The sequence below is a fragment of the Paenarthrobacter sp. NPDC089714 genome (genome assembly GCF_044748905.1).
Lineage (GTDB): Bacteria > Actinomycetota > Actinomycetes > Actinomycetales > Micrococcaceae > Arthrobacter.
Map to the genome: position 1 here is coordinate 69677 of NZ_JBIVGX010000002.1, position 17376 is coordinate 87052.

Below are 17376 nucleotides of genomic sequence, written 5' to 3' on the forward strand. Positions count from 1 at the left end.
GTTCCCCACATGGTTCGGGTAGCGGAAAGGGCCGGGGACGACGACGGCCGGCACCTTCCGTGCGGAAGGTACCGGCCGTCGTCGTACTTGCGGGTTGGTGCGCCTAAGCCTTGTGGGCCGGGGACGTCATGGTGGTGACGTCGAGGGCCTTATCGAGGTCGGCCTCGGAAACCTTGCCCTCGCCCTCGCCGACGAAGCCGAGCTTCTCGGTGGCCTGGCGGATGGTCAGGCCTTCCTTGACGGCGATCTTGGCGATCTTGGCGGCGTTCTCGTAGCCGATGTACTTGTTCAGCGGGGTCACGATGGACGGGGAAGCCTCGGCCAGGAAGCGGGCGCGCTCGACATTGGCGGTGATGCCGTCGATCATCTTGTCGGCCATGACGCGGCTGGTGTTGGCCAGCAGGCGGATGGACTCCAGCAGGTTGGCGGCCATGACCGGGATGCCGACGTTGAGCTCGAAGGCACCGTTGGTACCGGACCAGGCGATGGCGGTGTCGTTGCCGATGACCTGGGCGCACACCATGATGGAGGCTTCGCAAATCACGGGGTTGACCTTGCCCGGCATGATGGAGGAGCCCGGCTGCAGGTCAGGGATGGCAATTTCGCCGAGGCCCGTGTTGGGGCCGGAACCCATCCAACGGAGGTCGTTGTTGATCTTCATGAAGGAGATCGCGATGTTGCGGAGCTGGCTGGAGCCTTCGATCAGGCCGTCGCGGTTGGCCTGGGCCTCGAAGTGGTCCCGGGCTTCGGTCAACGGCAGGCCGGTGTCTGCAGCGAGCAGTTCGATCACGCGCTCCGGGAAGCCTGCCGGTGTGTTGATACCGGTGCCCACCGCGGTGCCGCCGAGGGGAACTTCGGCGACGCGGGGGAGTGCGGCGTTGATGCGCTCAATGCCGTAGCGGACCTGCGCGGCGTAGCCGCCGAACTCCTGGCCCAGCGTGACGGGGGTGGCGTCCATGAGGTGGGTGCGGCCGGACTTGACGACGTCCTTGAACTCCGCGGCCTTGCGGTCCAGGGACGCGGCCAGGTACTCCAGGGCCGGGATCAGGTCGTTGATCAGGGCAGAGGTGGCTGCAACGTGGACGGACGTCGGGAAGACGTCGTTGGAGGACTGGGAAGCGTTCACGTGGTCGTTGGGGTGGACCACCTTGTCGCTGCCTGCTGCGGAGAGGGCACGCGAAGCCAGCTCTGCGATGACCTCGTTGGTGTTCATGTTCGAGGACGTGCCGGAGCCGGTCTGGAAAACGTCGATCGGGAAGTCGCCGTCGTACTTGCCGGCCGCAACCTCGTCCGCTGCGGAAGCGATTGCCTTGGCGAGCTCTTCATCGAGCACTCCCAGTTCGGCGTTCGCGAGTGCAGCGGCCTTCTTGACGCGTGCAAGTGCTTCGATGTGCGTGCGCTCCAGCGTCTTGCCGGAGATGGGGAAGTTCTCCACAGCACGCTGCGTCTGGGCGCGGTACAGGGCGTTCACGGGGACGCGAACTTCGCCCATCGTGTCATGTTCAATACGGAACTCAGTGGTGGAAGTCATGGGGCTAGCTTAGGGCGATTGCGGGCTCCACCGAAAACCCGGAAGGCAGTGCTACGTGCCCCGGCCGAGGGGCCGGGGCACGTTGTCCTAGACCTGTCCGATGGCGGAAACAAGGGCCGCTTGGCCCTCACCGAGCTTGTAGGAGAGACCGATCATGGCCACGCGGCCGTCCTCAATGGCGTCGGAAATCACACGTGAGCTGTCCGCGAGGCGATCCGCGGTCTGCTTGACGTGTTCCACCACCATGTCGTTGACGTCTTCCTGGCCGTTGCGCTTGGCGGTCAGCACAGAGGGGGTGATGCGTTCCACGAGGTCGCGGATGAACCCCGGTGGCATCTCACCCGTTTCCACGGCTCCCTTGGTGGCTGTCACGGCGCCGCAGCTGTCGTGGCCCAGGATGGCGATCAGGGGAACCTTGAGTTCGCTGATGCTGTACTCCAGGGAACCGAGGACCGCGTCATCGATCACCTGGCCGGCCGTGCGGACCACGAAGGCATCGCCCAGGCCAAGGTCGAAGATGATCTCGGCCGCGAGGCGCGAGTCGGCGCAGCCAAAAATGACGGCGAAGGGATTCTGTCCCTCGAGGAGGGAGGAGCGGCGGGAAGCATCCTGGTTGGGGTGCTGGGATTCGCCGGAGACAAAACGTTCGTTACCCTCGCGGAGGCGTTGCCAGGCCAGGGCCGGAGTCAGATTAGTAGGCACCTGATTACTTTACGGCGCGGGGGTGGCAGGCTGCGAAAGTGTTGCGCCGGGTTGTGGGGAAGTGGAGCCTGCTGCGGGGGCCTGGTCCGCGGACTTTACGACGGCGGCCGCCAGGGTGGCGAACTCGTCGAGGTTTGCGGTGCCGCTCAGGATGATGGTGGTTCCTTTGTATTGCAGCGTCATGCTGCGCTTGTCCTTGCCGGAGTCGCGCAGTTCCCAGTCCTGGCCGCCGGCGTTCCGGGTTCCCGTGACCGGGAGGTTGCCCGTCTGTTGCAACACCCAGGTGGGGTTGGCCTGCCGCGTCTGGATCAAGCCGATGAACGCCTCCTTGGGCGTCAGGTAGCCCACCTCCCACGTGGGGACGCCAGTGGCGGTGCCGGTTTCCCACCGGGCATAGTTTGGCGTGAATGTGTCGCCGGTATCCGGGGTGACGGGTGTGAATCCCGCCACATCGGTGGCGTTCCGGGCGATGCCTGCGACGTCCACTGCGGGTCGGAAGTTCTCACCTTTGGGTGCGGGGTTCATGAGAACGACGGGAAGGAAGGCCAGGACACACAGCACCAGCGCGATGATCATGCCAATGACCGAGGCGTTGGCCCGTTTGGCGGCTTTCGCCGGAATGACGGGCTTGTACGGGGCGTCCGGGTTACTGGTGGGGCTGGCCTCATTGGCGTTGGGGCCATTGCCGGCCGCGGGCTTGTCCTGCGTTTCACTCACTCTTCCATAGTCCCTTATCGCTGCTGTGAACACACAACCGGGAACCTCACCAGGCCCAACGGATGCGGTGGTCATCAACCGCCCGGTAGGAGCTCCGGCGACTATGATCAATGGAGAGGGACCACAGGTGGCCTCGTGCAACCGTGTCCGGTCCCGTGAATCGTCACTCGAAGAAGAGGTTCAAGTGTCTCCTGCACCAATGACCCAGCAGTTTTCCACGATTTCGCCGTCGCTCGCCGTCGGAATCGACGAGCCTGACCGTAACCTCGCACTGGAACTCGTCCGTGTCACCGAAGCCGCAGCCATTGCCGGCGGCCACTGGGTTGGCTTCGGCGACAAGAACAAGGCAGACGGTGCCGCCGTCGACGCCATGCGCTCATTCCTCCACACCGTCCACTTCAACGGCGTCGTAGTCATCGGCGAAGGCGAAAAGGACGAGGCCCCCATGCTGTTCAACGGCGAACAGGTTGGCGATGGCACCGGACCGGAGTGCGATGTTGCCGTAGACCCCATTGATGGAACGCGTCTGACTGCCCTGGGCATCAACAATGCCCTTGCCGTCCTGGCCGTGGCCGAACGCGGTTCCATGTTCGATCCCTCCGCCGTGTTCTACATGGAGAAGCTCGTCACCGGTCCCGAGGCTGCCGACATGGTGGACCTCCGCCTTCCGGTCAAGCAGAACCTGCACCTGATCGCCAAGGCCAAGGGCGTCAAGGTCAGCCAGCTCAACGTCATGATCCTGGACCGCGACCGCCACCGCCCCCTCGTGGAGGAAATCCGTGAAGCCGGCGCGCGCACCAAGTTCATCATGGACGGCGACGTCGCGGGTGCCATCGCCGCGGCCCGCAGCGGTACCGGCGTGGATGCCCTCATGGGCATCGGCGGCACGCCGGAAGGCATTGTTGCTGCTTGTGCCATCAAGTCCCTCGGCGGCGTGATCCAGGGCCGCCTGTGGCCCACTTCCGACGACGAGAAGCAGAAGGCCATCGACGCCGGCCACGACCTTGACCGCGTCCTGTCCACCAATGACCTTGTCACTTCGGACAACTGCTACTTCGCAGCCACCGGCATCACCGACGGCGACCTCCTCCGCGGCGTGCGCTACCAGAAGGACCGCGTGCTGACGCAGTCAATCGTGATGCGTTCCAAGTCCGGCACGGTGCGCTTCGTCGACGCCGAGCACCACGCATCCAAGTGGGAGACGTACGCGCGCAAGGCGTAGTACCCCGGACTTGTCGCGCCCTGGGCGCGAAAGGCGCCCCATCGCTCTGCGGCTATCTCCTCGTACCTCGTCGATTTGATGCCGCTGACGCGATGGGGCGCCTTCCGCTAATTCCGGGGGCGTTGGTGCCGAGGCCCTGGCCTTCGCGCTGGGAAGAGAGAATCAGCGGAGCCGGTCGCGGACTTTGCGTGCCAGTTGATAAGCGCCGTAGCGGAGTTTGTTGACCGGAAGGTCCCACGTACCGGGGTAGGAGACTTCACGGCCGCCAAAGGACTTCTTGAAGGCCGTGAAGCCTGCCCATTTGTGGTCCGGCTTGTCTTCGGGGGCCACGCCCCACAGGTCCACGTGCTTGAGGCCTTTGTCCTTGGCATCGGCCATGAGGGTGACCAGCAGCGGGATGCCTGCACTGAGCTTGCGGTGGGTGTCATCCAAGGCGGCGTGGGCGTAGACGCGCGTATCCGAGGAGTCATACGCAAAGGCCGCCGCGATCGGTTCGCCTTCCAGCTCTGCGATGAAGAGGGTTCCGGCGCCCGCGGGGAGCAGGGACTGCGCCACACTGGTGAGGTACTCGTCGCTTTGCGGCTTGAAGCCGTTGCGCGCTGCAGTGAGGTGCAGGAAGTGCAGCAGCACGGAAATGTCCGCGGGGTCCTGTGACGCCCGGAAAGTGACACCCTTTTTGTGGATGTTCCGGTACAGGTTCCGGTTGGTGGGCTTCATGCCCGCCAGGACGTCCTTGAAGTCACCTTCAAGGTCCACGATCCAGCTCAGTTCCGGTTGCTGGTTGGCCGGAGCGGGCTGCAAGCCGCGCGCCCGAAGGAGGGGGCCGGCGTCGGACGCGGAGAACCCGGCGGAGACGGGCTCCATGCGGACGAACACGGCGCGTTCTTCCTTCGCCAAAGCCATCAAGGCGGCAGTAGCGGCGTCGAAAGCTTCCACGGAGTCCGCCACGGGGCCGTAGGGCGCATAGATCACTTTTCCGGCGGGGTTCTTTTCCTCGATGGCCAGGAAGCTCCAGCCGGGACCGGACTGCTCGTGGACGCGGCGGCCCAGGGAGCGTTGCACATCGGCCCAGGCGGACGTTTGGAGGAAGTGGTCCATGCTTAGTTCCCTTTCGCCCAGGATGACAGTCCCGTGGTGACGGCGAAGGCCACGCTGGTTTCGGTGGCTCCCTGGACAGGATGGACGTTCACGGGATTCTCCACCTCGGGGATGAACGCGGCGGCGCCGCGTTCCAGGCGGAGATCGCTCTTGGGGGAGTCGAGGACCACGGACCCGGACACGACCACGACGACGGCGGGCCCGGTTTGCGCCAAGGGCACGGGCTCGGCCGTGGGGCCCAGTTCGATGCGTTGCAGCTGGAACTCCTTGAACGGCGGGCGGTACAGTTCCTGGCCGAACTCGGTGCCTTCGGCCACCACGTGGGGAACCCCGAGGGCCTCGAAACGAACGGTTTTCAGCAGTTCGGGGACATCGACGTGCTTGGGCGTCAGGCCGCCGCGCAGCACATTGTCCGAGGTGGCCATGACTTCCACGCCCAGGCCGTGGATGTAGGCGTGCACGTTTCCTGCGGGCAAGTACACGGCATCGCCGGGCTCGAGGGTCAAGTGGTTCAGGAGCAGCGAAATGAGCACTCCGGGATCGCCGGGGAAGGCCTCGTTGATGCCCAGCATCGCGGTCAGTGCCTCTTCGTGCGGTTCGCGTGGGGCACCCGAACGGAGCACCGATTCGACTTCCACCACGGCCTCGGACACTTCACGTCCGCCTTCGATCAGCCGCGTGAAGGCCGCTTTCAGGGCCGCGGATTCCTCTGCCCGGCCGAGGTCTTCGATCACGCCGGTGATGATGGCCGGTACGTCCATGGCCGCGGAGTCCATCACCGTTGCCAGGTGTTCAAAGATGCTCCGGGACTGCGCCGCGGGCCGGAATCCACACAGCGCCCTGAACGGGGTCAAGGCATAGATCATTTCCGGCTTGTGGTTGTCGTCCTTGTAGTTGCGTTCGGCAGAGCCGGCCGCAAGCCCTGCGGCGTTCTCCCGCGCCCAACCCTCCCGCGCTTGTTCCAGGCTGGGATGGACCTGCAGCGACAACGGCTGCTCGGCCGCCAGGAGCTTGGTCAGGAAAGGCAGCCGCGGACCGAATTCCGCCACGCTCTCCTCGCCCAGGAAATGCCCGGGATCCGAGGCAATGAGTTCATCCAGCGCCTGCCTTACACCGTTAGGGTGGACCGCCGTCGAGGGGGAATCAGGATGCGCCCCGATCCACAGCTCTGCTTCCGGGCCGCCCGAGGCGGACCGGCCCAGCAACTCCGCGATCGCCGTCGTCGAACCCCAAACATAGGGCCGCAAAACATTCTCAATCTGGTACACGAAAGAAAGTCCTTTAGGTTGCGTGAACGTGGGCGGGAGGCTGCGTGGCTACAGCGGGGCGCACTGGCCGTTGGTGGCCACAAGGTCACGGATGCCTTGTTCGTCGCCTTGCGCTTTGAGCCCGTTGAGCAGCTCCTCGGTGATGGGTGTTCCATCGGGCGTGGTGGTCACCGGCGTGAAGTCCGACGACGACGGCGACGGCTGCTGGCCGGCTGGCCGGACGCTGGACTGCTGGGCAGGAACCGCGCCGGCGGCAGTAACGGTGCCTGCTCCCGGCTTGGTGCCGGGCACCATGGCGTCGTCCGCTTTGGGACTGTTCTGCGAGGCCAACAGTTGCTGGACCCTGGAATGGATAAGGTCGAAGTCCGGAACCGTGGAGAACGAGGCCTCGAAGTCCGGTGGTCCTATGGTGAGCCGCTGGACGGGCTGCCCCTTGGACTTCAGTGCCAGGTCCACGAAGCTGCCCAACTGCGAGGATGAGATGTTGGAATCCACCACCTTGGTGCCTGCGTTGGCGATGTCCTCGAACTTGGTCAGCAGCGTCGCAGGGTCGAGTTGCTTCAGCATGGCCTGCTGGACGCATTGCTGGCGTGCAATCCGGGCATAGTCATCTACGAATTCGCGCGAGCGGCCATACCACAGAGCGTGGAACCCATCGAGGTGGACATCACCCGCGGGGATCCAGCCGTCGGGCATGCCGTGGATTCCGTTGGCTTCGTCGGTGACGGGACCGCTGATGGGTACCCAACCACCTGCCTTGACGCGGATGCCGCCCATGGCGTCGATCAGCTTGGCGAAGCCGTCCATGTCCACCAGGACGTAGGCCTGGACAGTGATGCCCAGTGTTCCGGACACGGCCTCCAAAGTCGCCTGCGCTCCAGGATCGGCAACGCCGGGATAGAGGTTCTGGTAGTTGTTGGTGACCTCGGTGTTGACGGCGTTGATGAGGCACTCATCGCCGCAGTTGTAGCCGTCCGGGTAGATCTTCCGCATGGGGGAACCCTCGCTGAACTGTGCGTTCTGGAGGTTGCGGGGGACGGAAATAATGGCGCTTTCACCGGTTTTGGCGTCAACGCTGATCACCGAGAGGCTGTCCGGGCGGCGACCCGTGCGATCATCTCCGGCGTCGCCGCCCATCATCAGGAAGTTGTAGCGGCCGTCCACCGGGTCGATGGCCGGACCGGCGTCGAAAATGCTGCCGATCGCGTTGCGGCTGACATTCAACACGTACGCGAGGTAGCCCAAGGAGCCACTCGCCAGGACGGTGGCGGCCACCAGCACCACGGCAATGATGGGCCGCATTCCCGGGGCGAGCAAGGTGGGGCGGATGATCCGCAGCGTGTTGATGAACAGGAACGCCCAGCCGAGGGCCAACGCCACCAGGACCACAATGAGCAGCAACGAGCCCACGGGATGCGTTGCAATGCTCAGCAGGACACTGCGGTTGACCAACGCAAGGACCAAGGTCAGCAGCAGCAAGGCCCAGACAACCAAGGTGACGCGGAGGGCGATCCGGCCCAATTTGCGGTCGCCCGCGACAATCTGGGCGCTGCCCGGGATGAAAAGGGTGAGCAGGACCAGCACGAAGGCGCGTTTGGTCCGTACCGGGGCGCTGGCCCCGGACGGATAGCGGACAGGATCAGTCAGCGTTGCCCCCGACTGAAACGTATTCTTTTGCATGCTGGTCATCCGCTGCCTTCCTAGCGGGTGCTCCGTGCGGAATCGCCGGCAGGTGCGAAGACTTCTTCGACCTTTCGCCGGAGGTTCTGGCCCTTCTTGGTGGCAACGTCATTGAGTTCCTGCGCAAAGGTGAGGAGGTCTTCGCGGAGGCGGCCGGCGAGTTCGTCCGTGCCGGAGGCCAGCATCCGGACGGCAAGGAGGCCCGCGTTGCGTGCACCTGCGATGGATACCGTCGCCACGGGAACGCCGGCGGGCATCTGCACGATCGAGAGCAGGGAATCCATGCCGTCGAGGGTCTTCAGGGGAACCGGTACACCAATGACCGGCAGGGGAGTGACCGAGGCGAGCATGCCCGGAAGGTGGGCCGCGCCGCCCGCGCCGGCAATGATGACGCGAAGGCCGCGCTCATGGGCCGTCTGGCCATAGCGGATCATTTCGGTGGGCATCCGGTGGGCGGAGACCACATCAGCCTCGAAGGGAATGCCGAATTCAGCCAGGGCGTCGGCGGCAGCCTCCATCACGGGCCAGTCGGAGTCCGAACCCATGACGAGTCCAACAAGGGGAGCGGTGTTTTCAGAAGTCATGCGGTCTCCTCGGAGGTGGACTGTGCCGGCAGGCGGCCGTCGCGGATGGTGTTGGCTACGGCTGTGGCCCGCTCGCGCACGGAGTCGACGTCGGAAGCAGAGGTGCCCACCAAGTTGACGTGCCCGATCTTGCGGCCCGGACGGACGGATTTTCCATAGCAGTGGACCTTGGCGGCGGGTTCAAAAGCGAGGGCCATGGGGAAGGCCTCGAACAGGTCCTGGTTTTCGCCGCCGAGGAAGTTCTTCATGACCGTGACCGGAGCCAGGGCATCGGTGGCACCGAGCGGAAGGTCCAGGACAGCCCTCAGGTGCTGTTCGAACTGGCTGGTGATGGAGCCGTCCTGTGTCCAGTGCCCGGTGTTGTGCGGGCGCATGGCGAGTTCGTTGATCAGGAATCCGGCACCCACGCCCGGGGTTTCAAAGAGTTCCGCTGCCATGACTCCGGTAACGCCAAGTTCGTTGGCAATGCGCAGTGCCGCTTCTTCGGCTGCCGCTGCGACCTCCAGGGAGATGTTCTGTGCCGGAGCGATGACTTCGTCGCATACGCCATCCACCTGGATGGTGTGAACCACAGGCCAGGCGCGCGATTCGCCGCTGGGGGTGCGGGCCACCAAGGCTGAGAGTTCGCGGCTGAAGTCTACCTTGGCTTCGGCGAGCAGCGGGCTCATGGTCTGGAACCAGTCAGCCGTTTCCGTGGCTTCCTCTGCGGAGTCCACGATGCGCACGCCCTTGCCGTCGTAGCCGCCGCGCGGAGTCTTCAGCACGACGGGCCAACCGATCTTGTCGCCAAAGGAGACGAGTTCGTCCACCGAGTGAACTGCCGACCATTCCGGGTTGGGCAGGCCAAGGCGGTCAATGGCCGCCCGCATGACCAGCTTGTCCTGGGCGTTGACCAGTGCATCCGGACCTGGCTGGACGTTGACGCCGGCGTCCAGGAGCGCGCGGAGGTGCTGCGTGGGGACATGCTCGTGGTCGAACGTGAGGACGTCCACGTCCTTGGCGAACTCCAGGAGGGCATCGAGGTCCTTGTAGTCTCCAATGGGCGCGGTGGCCACTGCGGCAACGGCCGAAACGTCCTCACCTTCAGCCAAAACGCGGAGTTCGAATCCCAAAGCGGTAGCGGGCGGGGCCATCATGCGTGCGAGTTGGCCGCCGCCAACAACGCCAATAACAGGAAAAGTCACAAGGTTCAGCCTACCGAACCAGTGGCGGGATCATTGATTCTGCGGCTTTTCGTACCAACTTTTCCGCCTTTAACGTGGTGCGGCGCACAGGGGTATAGGCGTTCTCACAGCCGACTCCCGGGCAGCCCTTGGAATTCGGCGCTAAAATGGATGAGGCCCATCGGCCCACTTTTCAACGGCCTTGGAGGGTCATGATCACCACACTTGCAGATCGCATCCGCGGACTTGCCTCGCTCTTTTGGCGCGAAGTAGCCAAGTTCGGGGCTGTTGGTGGTATCGCGTTCGTCATCGACAACGGGCTGACGTACTACCTGATGCATGGCCCTATGACGGACAGCCCATCCAAGGCGCGATTTGCCGGTGCAGTCGTGGCTACGATCTTTTCCTGGATTGCCAACCGTTTCTGGACCTTCCGCCACCGCAGGCAAGACAACGTGTTGCGGGAGTTCGTGATGTTCGTGATCATCAACGGAATCGGCATTGGTATCTCGACGGGTTTTACGTTCATTGCCAACTACGGTCTGGGAGTCACTGACAAGAACCTCCTGTTTGCCGCAGGCGTGGCGGGTATTCTCGTAGCCACCGTGGTTCGCTTCTTTGCCTACCGCTTCTTGGTCTTCAACAAGGAGCTCGACCAGGAGCCCGCCTACTCCCACGACCACGAGCTCATCGAGGTCCACCACAAGGCAAAGGCAAGCGTTGCCGAGTCGGGCAGCGCAGGGCCGCCGACGGGCGAGGTACCGTCCATCAAGAACGGCTGACGCGCTCGTTCTCCAGCAGGTGCTGCGTGACGTCCACATCCGGGTGAACCAGGACAATTGAACCGTCCTGGTTCCAGGCGCCCAAAGCGGCCGCAAGCCCGGGCTCCAAGCCTTCGGCCGCGCGAACCAGCAGGCGCACGCCGGGCTCCTGCGCCGCTGCGAAGCCATCCATCAGGGCCTCGTGGGCACACGGGGACGTGCCGCGCACTGCGGGATCGTCGGCCGAACCCTCGGTGTGCGCCATGAAAACGTCCCCGTGGGAGCGCACTTCAGCCGCGTAGTCCACGACGCCGGCAGGCAGCTCACCGGGCCAACGCATGGCGAGTGCGGCGAGGGGTACGGCAACCACCGCATCGAAGCCGGCGCCAGCGCCGCCGTCGGGCTCGTTGGTCACCAAAAGGTGGGCGTCCGAACCGTCCAGCACCACCTCCATGCCCAGCTGCCAGGCGGCCAAGGCCCATACGAACGACTTCCAGTGGGCCGGCAGGTCCAGCCGCACGGCCATGCCGGGTTCGGCGTCCAGTTCGTCCTGGAGAAGGTTGCTGGTCTTGGCTACCCAGTTGTCCAAAACCCGGCCCGAGAGTTCCACGCGTTCGGCGTCGGGGCCGTACCACGTGAGCCTGGGGGAGGTGGCGTGGCCGGATCGCAGGGTGGTCATCAGGTTCGCTGCCGGGATGCTCATGGCTCAATCTTGTCACGGCCCGCGGACGGCGTCCCGTGGGTCTGTGAATTGCGGCACACGCGATTTATCAGGTTCCTGTGCATCATGTAGCGCAGATGCGGATTTCCGCGGAAGTTCCGCTGATGTTCACCTGAAGTGATTCGGTGCTTCCGATTTCCCTGACCCGCGTTGTGGCGGGGGTGGAAAACGTTGGGCGTGGCGCATCCCACTTTTCTACAGATTCTTGATTATTATCCCGGCGCGGCTTGACTGGCGGGTAGTTACACACGTGTAATTAGTAATCAAACGCCGCTGCACAGATGACCGGGCACATGATCGGGAATCGGAAAACATCCAGGCAGCAGCTGCAAAATCAGGAGGGACGCCATGGGGCAAGCGTTGCGTATCCAGGAAGATGCAGTCGTCGCAGAACAAGCGTCGGTGAAGTACCGTTCACGGGACGTGCCAGGGGACTGGTATGTGGATCCCGCGGACCCGGAAGCGGCAGAGAGATACAACCAAAACGTGCAGCAGACTTTGGAGGACCAGGCAACAGCCCTCCTCGCAGCACACGAAGCATTGATCGGCGATGTACCCGAGGGTCCGGACGATGACGTGGACGATCCTCCCATGGAGCTTCGACGCCCGCTCGAAAACCCCGGACAGCCGGTGTGGATCGGGCTTCCCAGCCAGGCGGACTTCGATGATGAAGGCGAACTTGGCTGGCAGACGGACGCCTTGTGCGCCCAGACGGACCCCGAAGCCTTCTTCCCTGAAAAGGGCGGCTCCACCAGGGACGCCAAGAAGGTCTGCGGTGCGTGCAATGTCCGCTCCCAGTGCTTGGAATATGCCCTGGCGAATGATGAACGGTTTGGTATCTGGGGCGGGCTCTCCGAGCGCGAACGCCGTCGGCTGAGGAAGCGAGCAGTCTAATTCTTAAGGAAGTACACGTCACCGCCGTCGTGGTAGCCCACGACGGCGGGGCCTATCTCCCCAGGACTTTGGCGGCACTGTCGGACCAGACGCGTTCGGCAGATGCCGCCATTGGCGTTGATGCAGGATCCACGGACTATTCAGCAGAGCTGCTCCGGGATGCACTCGGCGATTCGAACGTGGTGGAACACCACCAGCCCAAGTCAGGCTTCGGTGCGGCTGTTCAGGCCGGCTTGCAGCGGTTGGCCCCGGCAGGAGCACACGGCAATGCGGACGTGGTGGAGTGGATCTGGCTCCTGCATGACGATGCCGCTCCCGCACCCGATGCCCTGGCCGAGTTGTTGCTTGCAGTGGAGCGCACCACCTCGGTCACCATTGCCGGGTGCAAGCAGCTCGACTGGAACGACGAGCGACGCCTGGTGGACGTGGGACTTTCCACGAGCCGCTGGGCCGAGCGGTTGACGCTGATCGATGCCGACGAAGTTGACCAGGGCCAATACGATCCGCGATCGGATACGCTCGCCGTGAACTCCGCGGGCATGCTGATCCGGCGCGACGTGTGGGAACTCCTCGGAGGTTTCGATCCGGCCCTCCCCGGCAGCGGCGACGATGTTGACCTGTGCTGGCGCAACTGGCTGGTCGGCAACCGCGTGGTGGTGGTGCCCGGCGCACGGATGTTCCACGTCGAGAACAGGCCGAACGCCTTGGGCACGTCATCGGCAGCACGCAAGGCCCAGATCCATTTGCGGCTCAAGCACACGCCATGGTGGAACGTACCGTTCCAGGCCGTGGGCGCCCTGTTCGGCGCCGTGGTCCGGCTGGTCCTGAGCATCCTGCTCAAGGAACCCGGCTATGGCTTCACGCAATTCACCGCCACTCTCGCCGCGCTTGCACGGCCCGTGGCTGTATCCCGTGCCCGCCGTTCAGCGGCCAGGACGCGGCGCCGGCAGCGGTCACTGGTTCGCGGCCTGCAGAAGTCCTCACGGGAGGTGCGTGCCCACAGGAGGTCGCTCCTTGAGGCCATCCGCCCGGCTGACGACCGGCAGGTCACCTCGGATCTCCTGGCCGCCGAGCCCAGCGGTGACGCCGTTGATGATTTTGCCGCCTTGGCCACCAATGACCGCGGCTGGGTAGGGACCGGTGCCGCAGGAGCAGCGCTGACTGCCTTGGCGGCTGGCTTGATTGGCTTGCTGGGTCTGTTGCGCACCGGCGTTGTTGCCGGTGGCGGCCTCCTGCCCGTTTCCGGATCTCCCGGAGACATGTGGGACAACGCCTCGGGTTGGTGGATCTCCTTGGGCGCCGGACTGCCCGGGCACGGGGACCCGTTCGGCTATGTCCTGTGGCTTCTCTCGCTCTTCGGTGGGGGCGATGGGAATTCAGCCATCGCCTGGCTCCTGGTCCTGGCCATGCCCTTGTCCGGTGTAGGCGCCTGGTTTGCCGTGGGCGCGCTCACCAAGCGCCGTCGGTTCAGGACCGTTGCAGCCCTGGCCTGGGGCGGTGCGCCGGGCCTGTTGATAGCCATCAACGAGGGCAGGCTGGGGGCCCTGTTGGCCCATCTGGTGATGCCGCTCCTCCTGCTGGCGCTCCTTCGGGCTACCGGGACGGCCATCGGCGGCACTGCCACCCAGGCACCCTTCAGCCGCAGGCCGACGCCGGTGCGTGGGAAGCCGGGCATCAACGGGACTCCATCCTGGACTGCCGCGGCAGCCGCCGGGCTTGCCATGGCCGTTGTGACCGCTGCGGCTCCATCGCTCCTGGCTCCCATCACTGTGGCAATCGTGCTTGCCGCCGTCGTCCTGGGATCCCGCGGGAAAACGCTCTGGTGGTCGCTCCTTCCCAGCCTGGTGCTTTTTGTCCCCTACGCCGTCTCGGCGCTGGACCGTCCCCGCTCGCTGCTTGCCGATCCCGGCCTGCCGCTGGACTTCGCGGCCGCCCCGCTGTGGCAGCAGATCCTGGGCCAGCCACTGGCGTTCAAGCCCGACGGCGGCCTCACCGGACTTGCGCTCTTTGGACCCGGTCCCGTGCCTTGGGCACTCATGCTGGCCCTGCTGGTCAGTGTTCCAACGCTTCTGCTCGCCGTGGCGGCCCTTTTCCTGCCAGGAAAGCGTACGGCCCTGGCCCGCGTGTTCTGGCTGGTTGCTTTGGCTACCTTGGCCAGCAGCTGGTTGGTAGGTCACGTGGCAACGGGCGTCAACAGCACCGCCCTGGTGGGTCCGTTCACGGGTCCTGCGGTGTCCGCCGCAGGAATGCTGTTCCTGGGAGCGGCGATGATCGGTGCGGACAGGATTTTCTCGGCGCCGCGATCCGCTCCGGACCCAACGCGCTGGAGGTTGCCGTTGCGGGGCCTTGCGTCTGCCGTAACAGTGGCATTGTTGGTGGCCGGTCCTTTGGCGGCGATGGCGGCCTGGACAGCGCAGAACATTCTGCAGCCTTCCTCGGAAACCGGCGGTACGCCAGTGGCGGCCCCGGCAAACGGTTCCCTCGGCGCCAGTCGGTTGGTGGGGGCAGTGACCAGCGATACGTTGCCGGCCACCGCCGTCGACCGCGGTACGGGACCCGAGCGGACGCGGACGCTGGTGATCACCAGTGGCGAGCAGGGCTCGTTCGCTTCGTCCCTCATGCGGGGTTCCGGAACCACGCTGGACAGTTTGTCCACCATTGCCTCGGCACGGACGATTATCGGAGCGCCGGGCCGTGAGGAGATTGTTACCGACGATTCCGCCACCGCTTCCATGCGGCGCGCCGTGGCCACGATCGTGGCGAGCACCGGGGTTGATCCGCGGGCGGACCTGGAACAGCTGGCCGCCGGATTTGTGGTCCTCAAGGCCGCGGACAGTGCTGCCCAACTGACGGCCAGCAGGATCGACGCCGTTCCCGGCCTGGTGGCCGTGGGACAGACGGACGCCGGGTGGTTGTGGAGGGTGACTCCGCGGAACACCGGTGGCCCTGCGGCTCCGGACACCATGAACCGGGTCCGCATTGTTGACGCCAACGGAGCCGTGGTGGGCGCCCTGCCATCGGACGACGTGGCCGTGGATGCCGAGGTGCCCGCCGGTAAAGAGGGCAGGAAAGTGGTGCTGGCCGAGCGTTCGGACCAAGGCTGGAACGCGTGGCTGGATGGCCGGGCATTGACTTCAACGTCTTCCGGCTGGGCCCAGGCCTTCGAGCTCCCTGCCGCCGGTGGAACGCTGGAAATCCGCTATACGGCTCCCTGGGCGCTGTGGTTCGGAATCCTCCAGGCCGTGGTCTTCGGCCTGACGGTGCTGCTGGCCGTTCCCGTCCCCGCCCGCCGTTCGCGCACCGGCATGTCGAGGGACGAAGTTTCCCTCCGTAAGGAGTACAGCAGTGTCTGACGACCAGAACAACGGCGTCGAAAGAACGACGGATCACGGAAAGCCACGGACGGAATCCGCCAAAGCTCCCAAGCCGTCCAAGGAGCGCGCTGGAAGCCGGCGGAGTTCGAACAAGGGCATCGTCACGGGCGTCTTGTCCGCCGTCGTCATCCTGGCCGCCGGTGGCGGCGCGGTGGCGGCCGCGGGCATGGTTCCAGGACCATCCGGCGGGTCCAACCTCGAAGCCCGCCAGGCAGACGTCCCCGCCGGGCGCTCCCTGGGCGTTTGCCCCGAGCCGGCGCGGCTGGTCACGGGCACGGAGGTAGGGACGGACGCGCAGTTCAGCCCGGTCTCAACTACCGCAACCAGCGCCCTCAATGCCGTGGTCCTCAGCAACCCGGCCGGAACCGTCCCCGGCAGCAGCATCACGGCACTGGGCGGGAAGAACGTGGCCGAGATTGCCAAGGCCCCCACCAGCACACCGTCGCCCACACCTGGTCCGCCCGTGCTGGCCGCAGCGGCGGCATCCGTCAGCCCCGTGGATTCGCCAACCGTGGTAGGCGCCGACCCCATCGGCAACGAAAAGGCCTCGCTGTCGGCGAACCTCAGTTACTCAGCCACGGACGGCGACCTCCGGGGATTGGCCGCAGCGCAGTGCCAACAGCCCGGCAACGACGCCTGGCTCCTGGGCTCAAACACGGCCTTGGGCCGCACTGCAGTACTGAACCTGAGCAACGCCTCCGAGACCCCGGCCACCGTTAACCTGGACCTGTTCGGCCATCAAGGGCAGATCCAGGCGCCCGGCGCCCGAGGGCTCCTGATCGCCCCGGGAACAACCCGCTCGGTCAACCTCGCAGGCCTCGCGCCGAACGAATCCGAGTTGGCGGTCCACTTGCGCAGCACCGGCGGTCCCGTGGCAGGAACCATCCAGCAGAGCGTCCTGCGTGGGCTGGTTCCCGGTGGGGTCGACTTCCTGTCGCCGGGTGCCGCACCATCCAACCTCCAGGTGATGACCGGCGTCGACATCCAGGACGCGGCGGCCGTGAAGGCGCTGGGTGGCAAGTCCGGCTTCAGCGACGCGGTGCCGGCCCTGCAGATTGCCGTTCCGGGGTCCACGGATGCCGTGGTCCAAGTGAAGCTATACGGGGCCAATGGCGAGCGGCAGCTTCCCAACGGGGGAGTGGTCACCGTCAAGGGTGGCACCGTTGCCAGCCTGGACCTGGACGGAGTGCCTGCGGGGAGCTACACCGTGACCGCAAGTTCCGATGTTTCCTTCGTGGCCTCCACCCGGATTGCACGCGGGGCCAAGGCCGAATCGCCCACCGACTTTGCCTGGTCGCCGTCGTCCGCGCGGCTGGGCAGCCAGCATCTGGTGGCGGTTCCCCGCTCGGGCCAGCGCTTCTTCAGTTTCGGCGTTCCGGAGGGGCGGGCAAGCGTCAGTTACGCCCCTGTCACCGCCGACGGGAAAGTGGGGAAGTCCGTGGACATCGACATCTCAGGAGGAACCACGTCGCTGATTGAACTCCCGGCAACCGCGGACGGCGCTGCGGTGGCAGGCTTCGTGGTTTCCGCCTCCGGCGATCCCGTCTACGGAGCCATGCTGCTTGGCACCAAGGACCGTGCCGATGTTTCCGTGCTGGCCATCCAGGACGCTGCTGCCGGCCTGGAGAAAGTTCCGGTCACGGTGGGCTACTGAGCCTTGG

14 protein-coding genes are annotated in these 17376 nt (G+C 65.2%); 5 read left to right on the forward strand and 9 right to left on the reverse strand.

From position 1 onward, the window contains the following. Positions 1–103: 103 nt before the first annotated feature. The 3 genes from ACIPY3_RS04910 to ACIPY3_RS04920 form a co-directional block, all read right to left on the reverse strand. Positions 104–1531 carry a class II fumarate hydratase gene (locus ACIPY3_RS04910; protein WP_400330822.1) on the reverse strand — a complete coding sequence of 476 codons (1428 nt, stop codon included), beginning with the start codon at positions 1529–1531 and terminating at the stop codon, positions 104–106. Positions 1532–1618: 87 nt separating this feature from the next. Continuing rightward, on the reverse strand, positions 1619–2233 hold the full coding sequence (locus ACIPY3_RS04915) for a carbonic anhydrase (RefSeq protein ID WP_400330825.1): 615 nt from the start codon (positions 2231–2233) through the stop codon (positions 1619–1621). A 9-nt stretch (positions 2234–2242) separates the two neighbouring features. Next, the gene (locus ACIPY3_RS04920; protein ID WP_400330828.1) at positions 2243–2950 is read right to left on the reverse strand and encodes a DUF4245 domain-containing protein; all 708 of its coding nucleotides are present in this window, start codon (positions 2948–2950) and stop codon (positions 2243–2245) included. Between the two features lie 199 nt (positions 2951–3149). On the opposite strand from ACIPY3_RS04920, the gene glpX reads away from it, so the two are divergent. Next, entirely contained in the window at positions 3150–4172 is a 1023-nt protein-coding gene (gene glpX / locus ACIPY3_RS04925; protein WP_387433369.1) for a class II fructose-bisphosphatase, read from the forward strand. 162 nt (positions 4173–4334) lie between these two features. Here glpX and ACIPY3_RS04930 read toward each other — a convergent pair whose 3' ends face one another. The 5 genes from ACIPY3_RS04930 to ACIPY3_RS04950 are packed head-to-tail and all read right to left on the reverse strand — an operon-like array spanning position 4335 to position 9986. Continuing rightward, positions 4335–5270 (reverse strand): lipid II:glycine glycyltransferase FemX, encoded by a 936-nt coding sequence (locus ACIPY3_RS04930; protein WP_400330831.1) that lies wholly within the window; start codon positions 5268–5270, stop codon positions 4335–4337. 2 nt (positions 5271–5272) lie between these two features. Then, positions 5273–6538, reverse strand: a complete 1266-nt coding sequence (gene manA / locus ACIPY3_RS04935) for a mannose-6-phosphate isomerase, class I (RefSeq protein ID WP_400330834.1) — start codon at positions 6536–6538, stop codon at positions 5273–5275. Between the two features lie 48 nt (positions 6539–6586). Then, on the reverse strand, positions 6587–8227 hold the full coding sequence (locus ACIPY3_RS04940; RefSeq protein ID WP_400330837.1) for an LCP family protein: 1641 nt from the start codon (positions 8225–8227) through the stop codon (positions 6587–6589). 11 nt (positions 8228–8238) lie between these two features. Beyond that, positions 8239–8802, reverse strand: coding sequence for a 5-(carboxyamino)imidazole ribonucleotide mutase (gene purE / locus ACIPY3_RS04945; RefSeq protein ID WP_400330840.1), 564 nt, complete (start codon positions 8800–8802; stop codon positions 8239–8241). After that, a complete protein-coding gene (locus tag ACIPY3_RS04950) occupies positions 8799–9986 on the reverse strand; it encodes a 5-(carboxyamino)imidazole ribonucleotide synthase (protein WP_400330843.1) in 1188 nt (395 codons plus the stop codon). Before ACIPY3_RS04950 ends, purE begins: the two co-directional genes overlap by 4 nt. A gap of 191 nt (positions 9987–10177) precedes the next feature. On the opposite strand from ACIPY3_RS04950, the gene ACIPY3_RS04955 reads away from it, so the two are divergent. Continuing rightward, positions 10178–10747 (forward strand): GtrA family protein, encoded by a 570-nt coding sequence (locus ACIPY3_RS04955; protein WP_400330845.1) that lies wholly within the window; start codon positions 10178–10180, stop codon positions 10745–10747. On the opposite strand, the gene ACIPY3_RS04960 is transcribed toward ACIPY3_RS04955, so the two are convergent. Then, positions 10734–11429 carry a TIGR03089 family protein gene (locus ACIPY3_RS04960; RefSeq protein WP_400330848.1) on the reverse strand — a complete coding sequence of 232 codons (696 nt, stop codon included), beginning with the start codon at positions 11427–11429 and terminating at the stop codon, positions 10734–10736. The genes ACIPY3_RS04955 and ACIPY3_RS04960 overlap by 14 nt on opposite strands. Positions 11430–11795: 366 nt before the next feature. Between ACIPY3_RS04960 and ACIPY3_RS04965 the strand changes: the two genes are divergently transcribed. The 3 genes from ACIPY3_RS04965 to ACIPY3_RS04975 are packed head-to-tail and all read left to right on the forward strand — an operon-like array spanning position 11796 to position 17369. Further along, on the forward strand, positions 11796–12341 hold the full coding sequence (locus ACIPY3_RS04965) for a WhiB family transcriptional regulator (RefSeq protein ID WP_400330851.1): 546 nt from the start codon (positions 11796–11798) through the stop codon (positions 12339–12341). A gap of 29 nt (positions 12342–12370) precedes the next feature. After that, positions 12371–15694 (forward strand): glycosyltransferase, encoded by a 3324-nt coding sequence (locus tag ACIPY3_RS04970; RefSeq protein WP_400330854.1) that lies wholly within the window; start codon positions 12371–12373, stop codon positions 15692–15694. Beyond that, positions 15687–17369, forward strand: a complete 1683-nt coding sequence (locus ACIPY3_RS04975; protein ID WP_400330857.1) for a DUF5719 family protein — start codon at positions 15687–15689, stop codon at positions 17367–17369. Before ACIPY3_RS04970 ends, ACIPY3_RS04975 begins: the two co-directional genes overlap by 8 nt. Positions 17370–17376: the final 7 nt, after the last annotated feature.

Coding starts and splice junctions, on each gene's coding strand:
- ACIPY3_RS04910 (WP_400330822.1), bottom strand. CDS start 1,531: ATGACTTCCACCACTGAGTTCCGTATTGAACATGACACGATGGGCGAA.
- glpX (WP_387433369.1), top strand. CDS start 3,150: ATGACCCAGCAGTTTTCCACGATTTCGCCGTCGCTCGCCGTCGGAATC.
- ACIPY3_RS04930 (WP_400330831.1), bottom strand. CDS start 5,270: ATGGACCACTTCCTCCAAACGTCCGCCTGGGCCGATGTGCAACGCTCC.
- ACIPY3_RS04940 (WP_400330837.1), bottom strand. CDS start 8,227: ATGACCAGCATGCAAAAGAATACGTTTCAGTCGGGGGCAACGCTGACT.
- purE (WP_400330840.1), bottom strand. CDS start 8,802: ATGACTTCTGAAAACACCGCTCCCCTTGTTGGACTCGTCATGGGTTCG.
- ACIPY3_RS04955 (WP_400330845.1), top strand. CDS start 10,178: ATGATCACCACACTTGCAGATCGCATCCGCGGACTTGCCTCGCTCTTT.
- ACIPY3_RS04960 (WP_400330848.1), bottom strand. CDS start 11,429: ATGAGCATCCCGGCAGCGAACCTGATGACCACCCTGCGATCCGGCCAC.
- ACIPY3_RS04965 (WP_400330851.1), top strand. CDS start 11,796: ATGGGGCAAGCGTTGCGTATCCAGGAAGATGCAGTCGTCGCAGAACAA.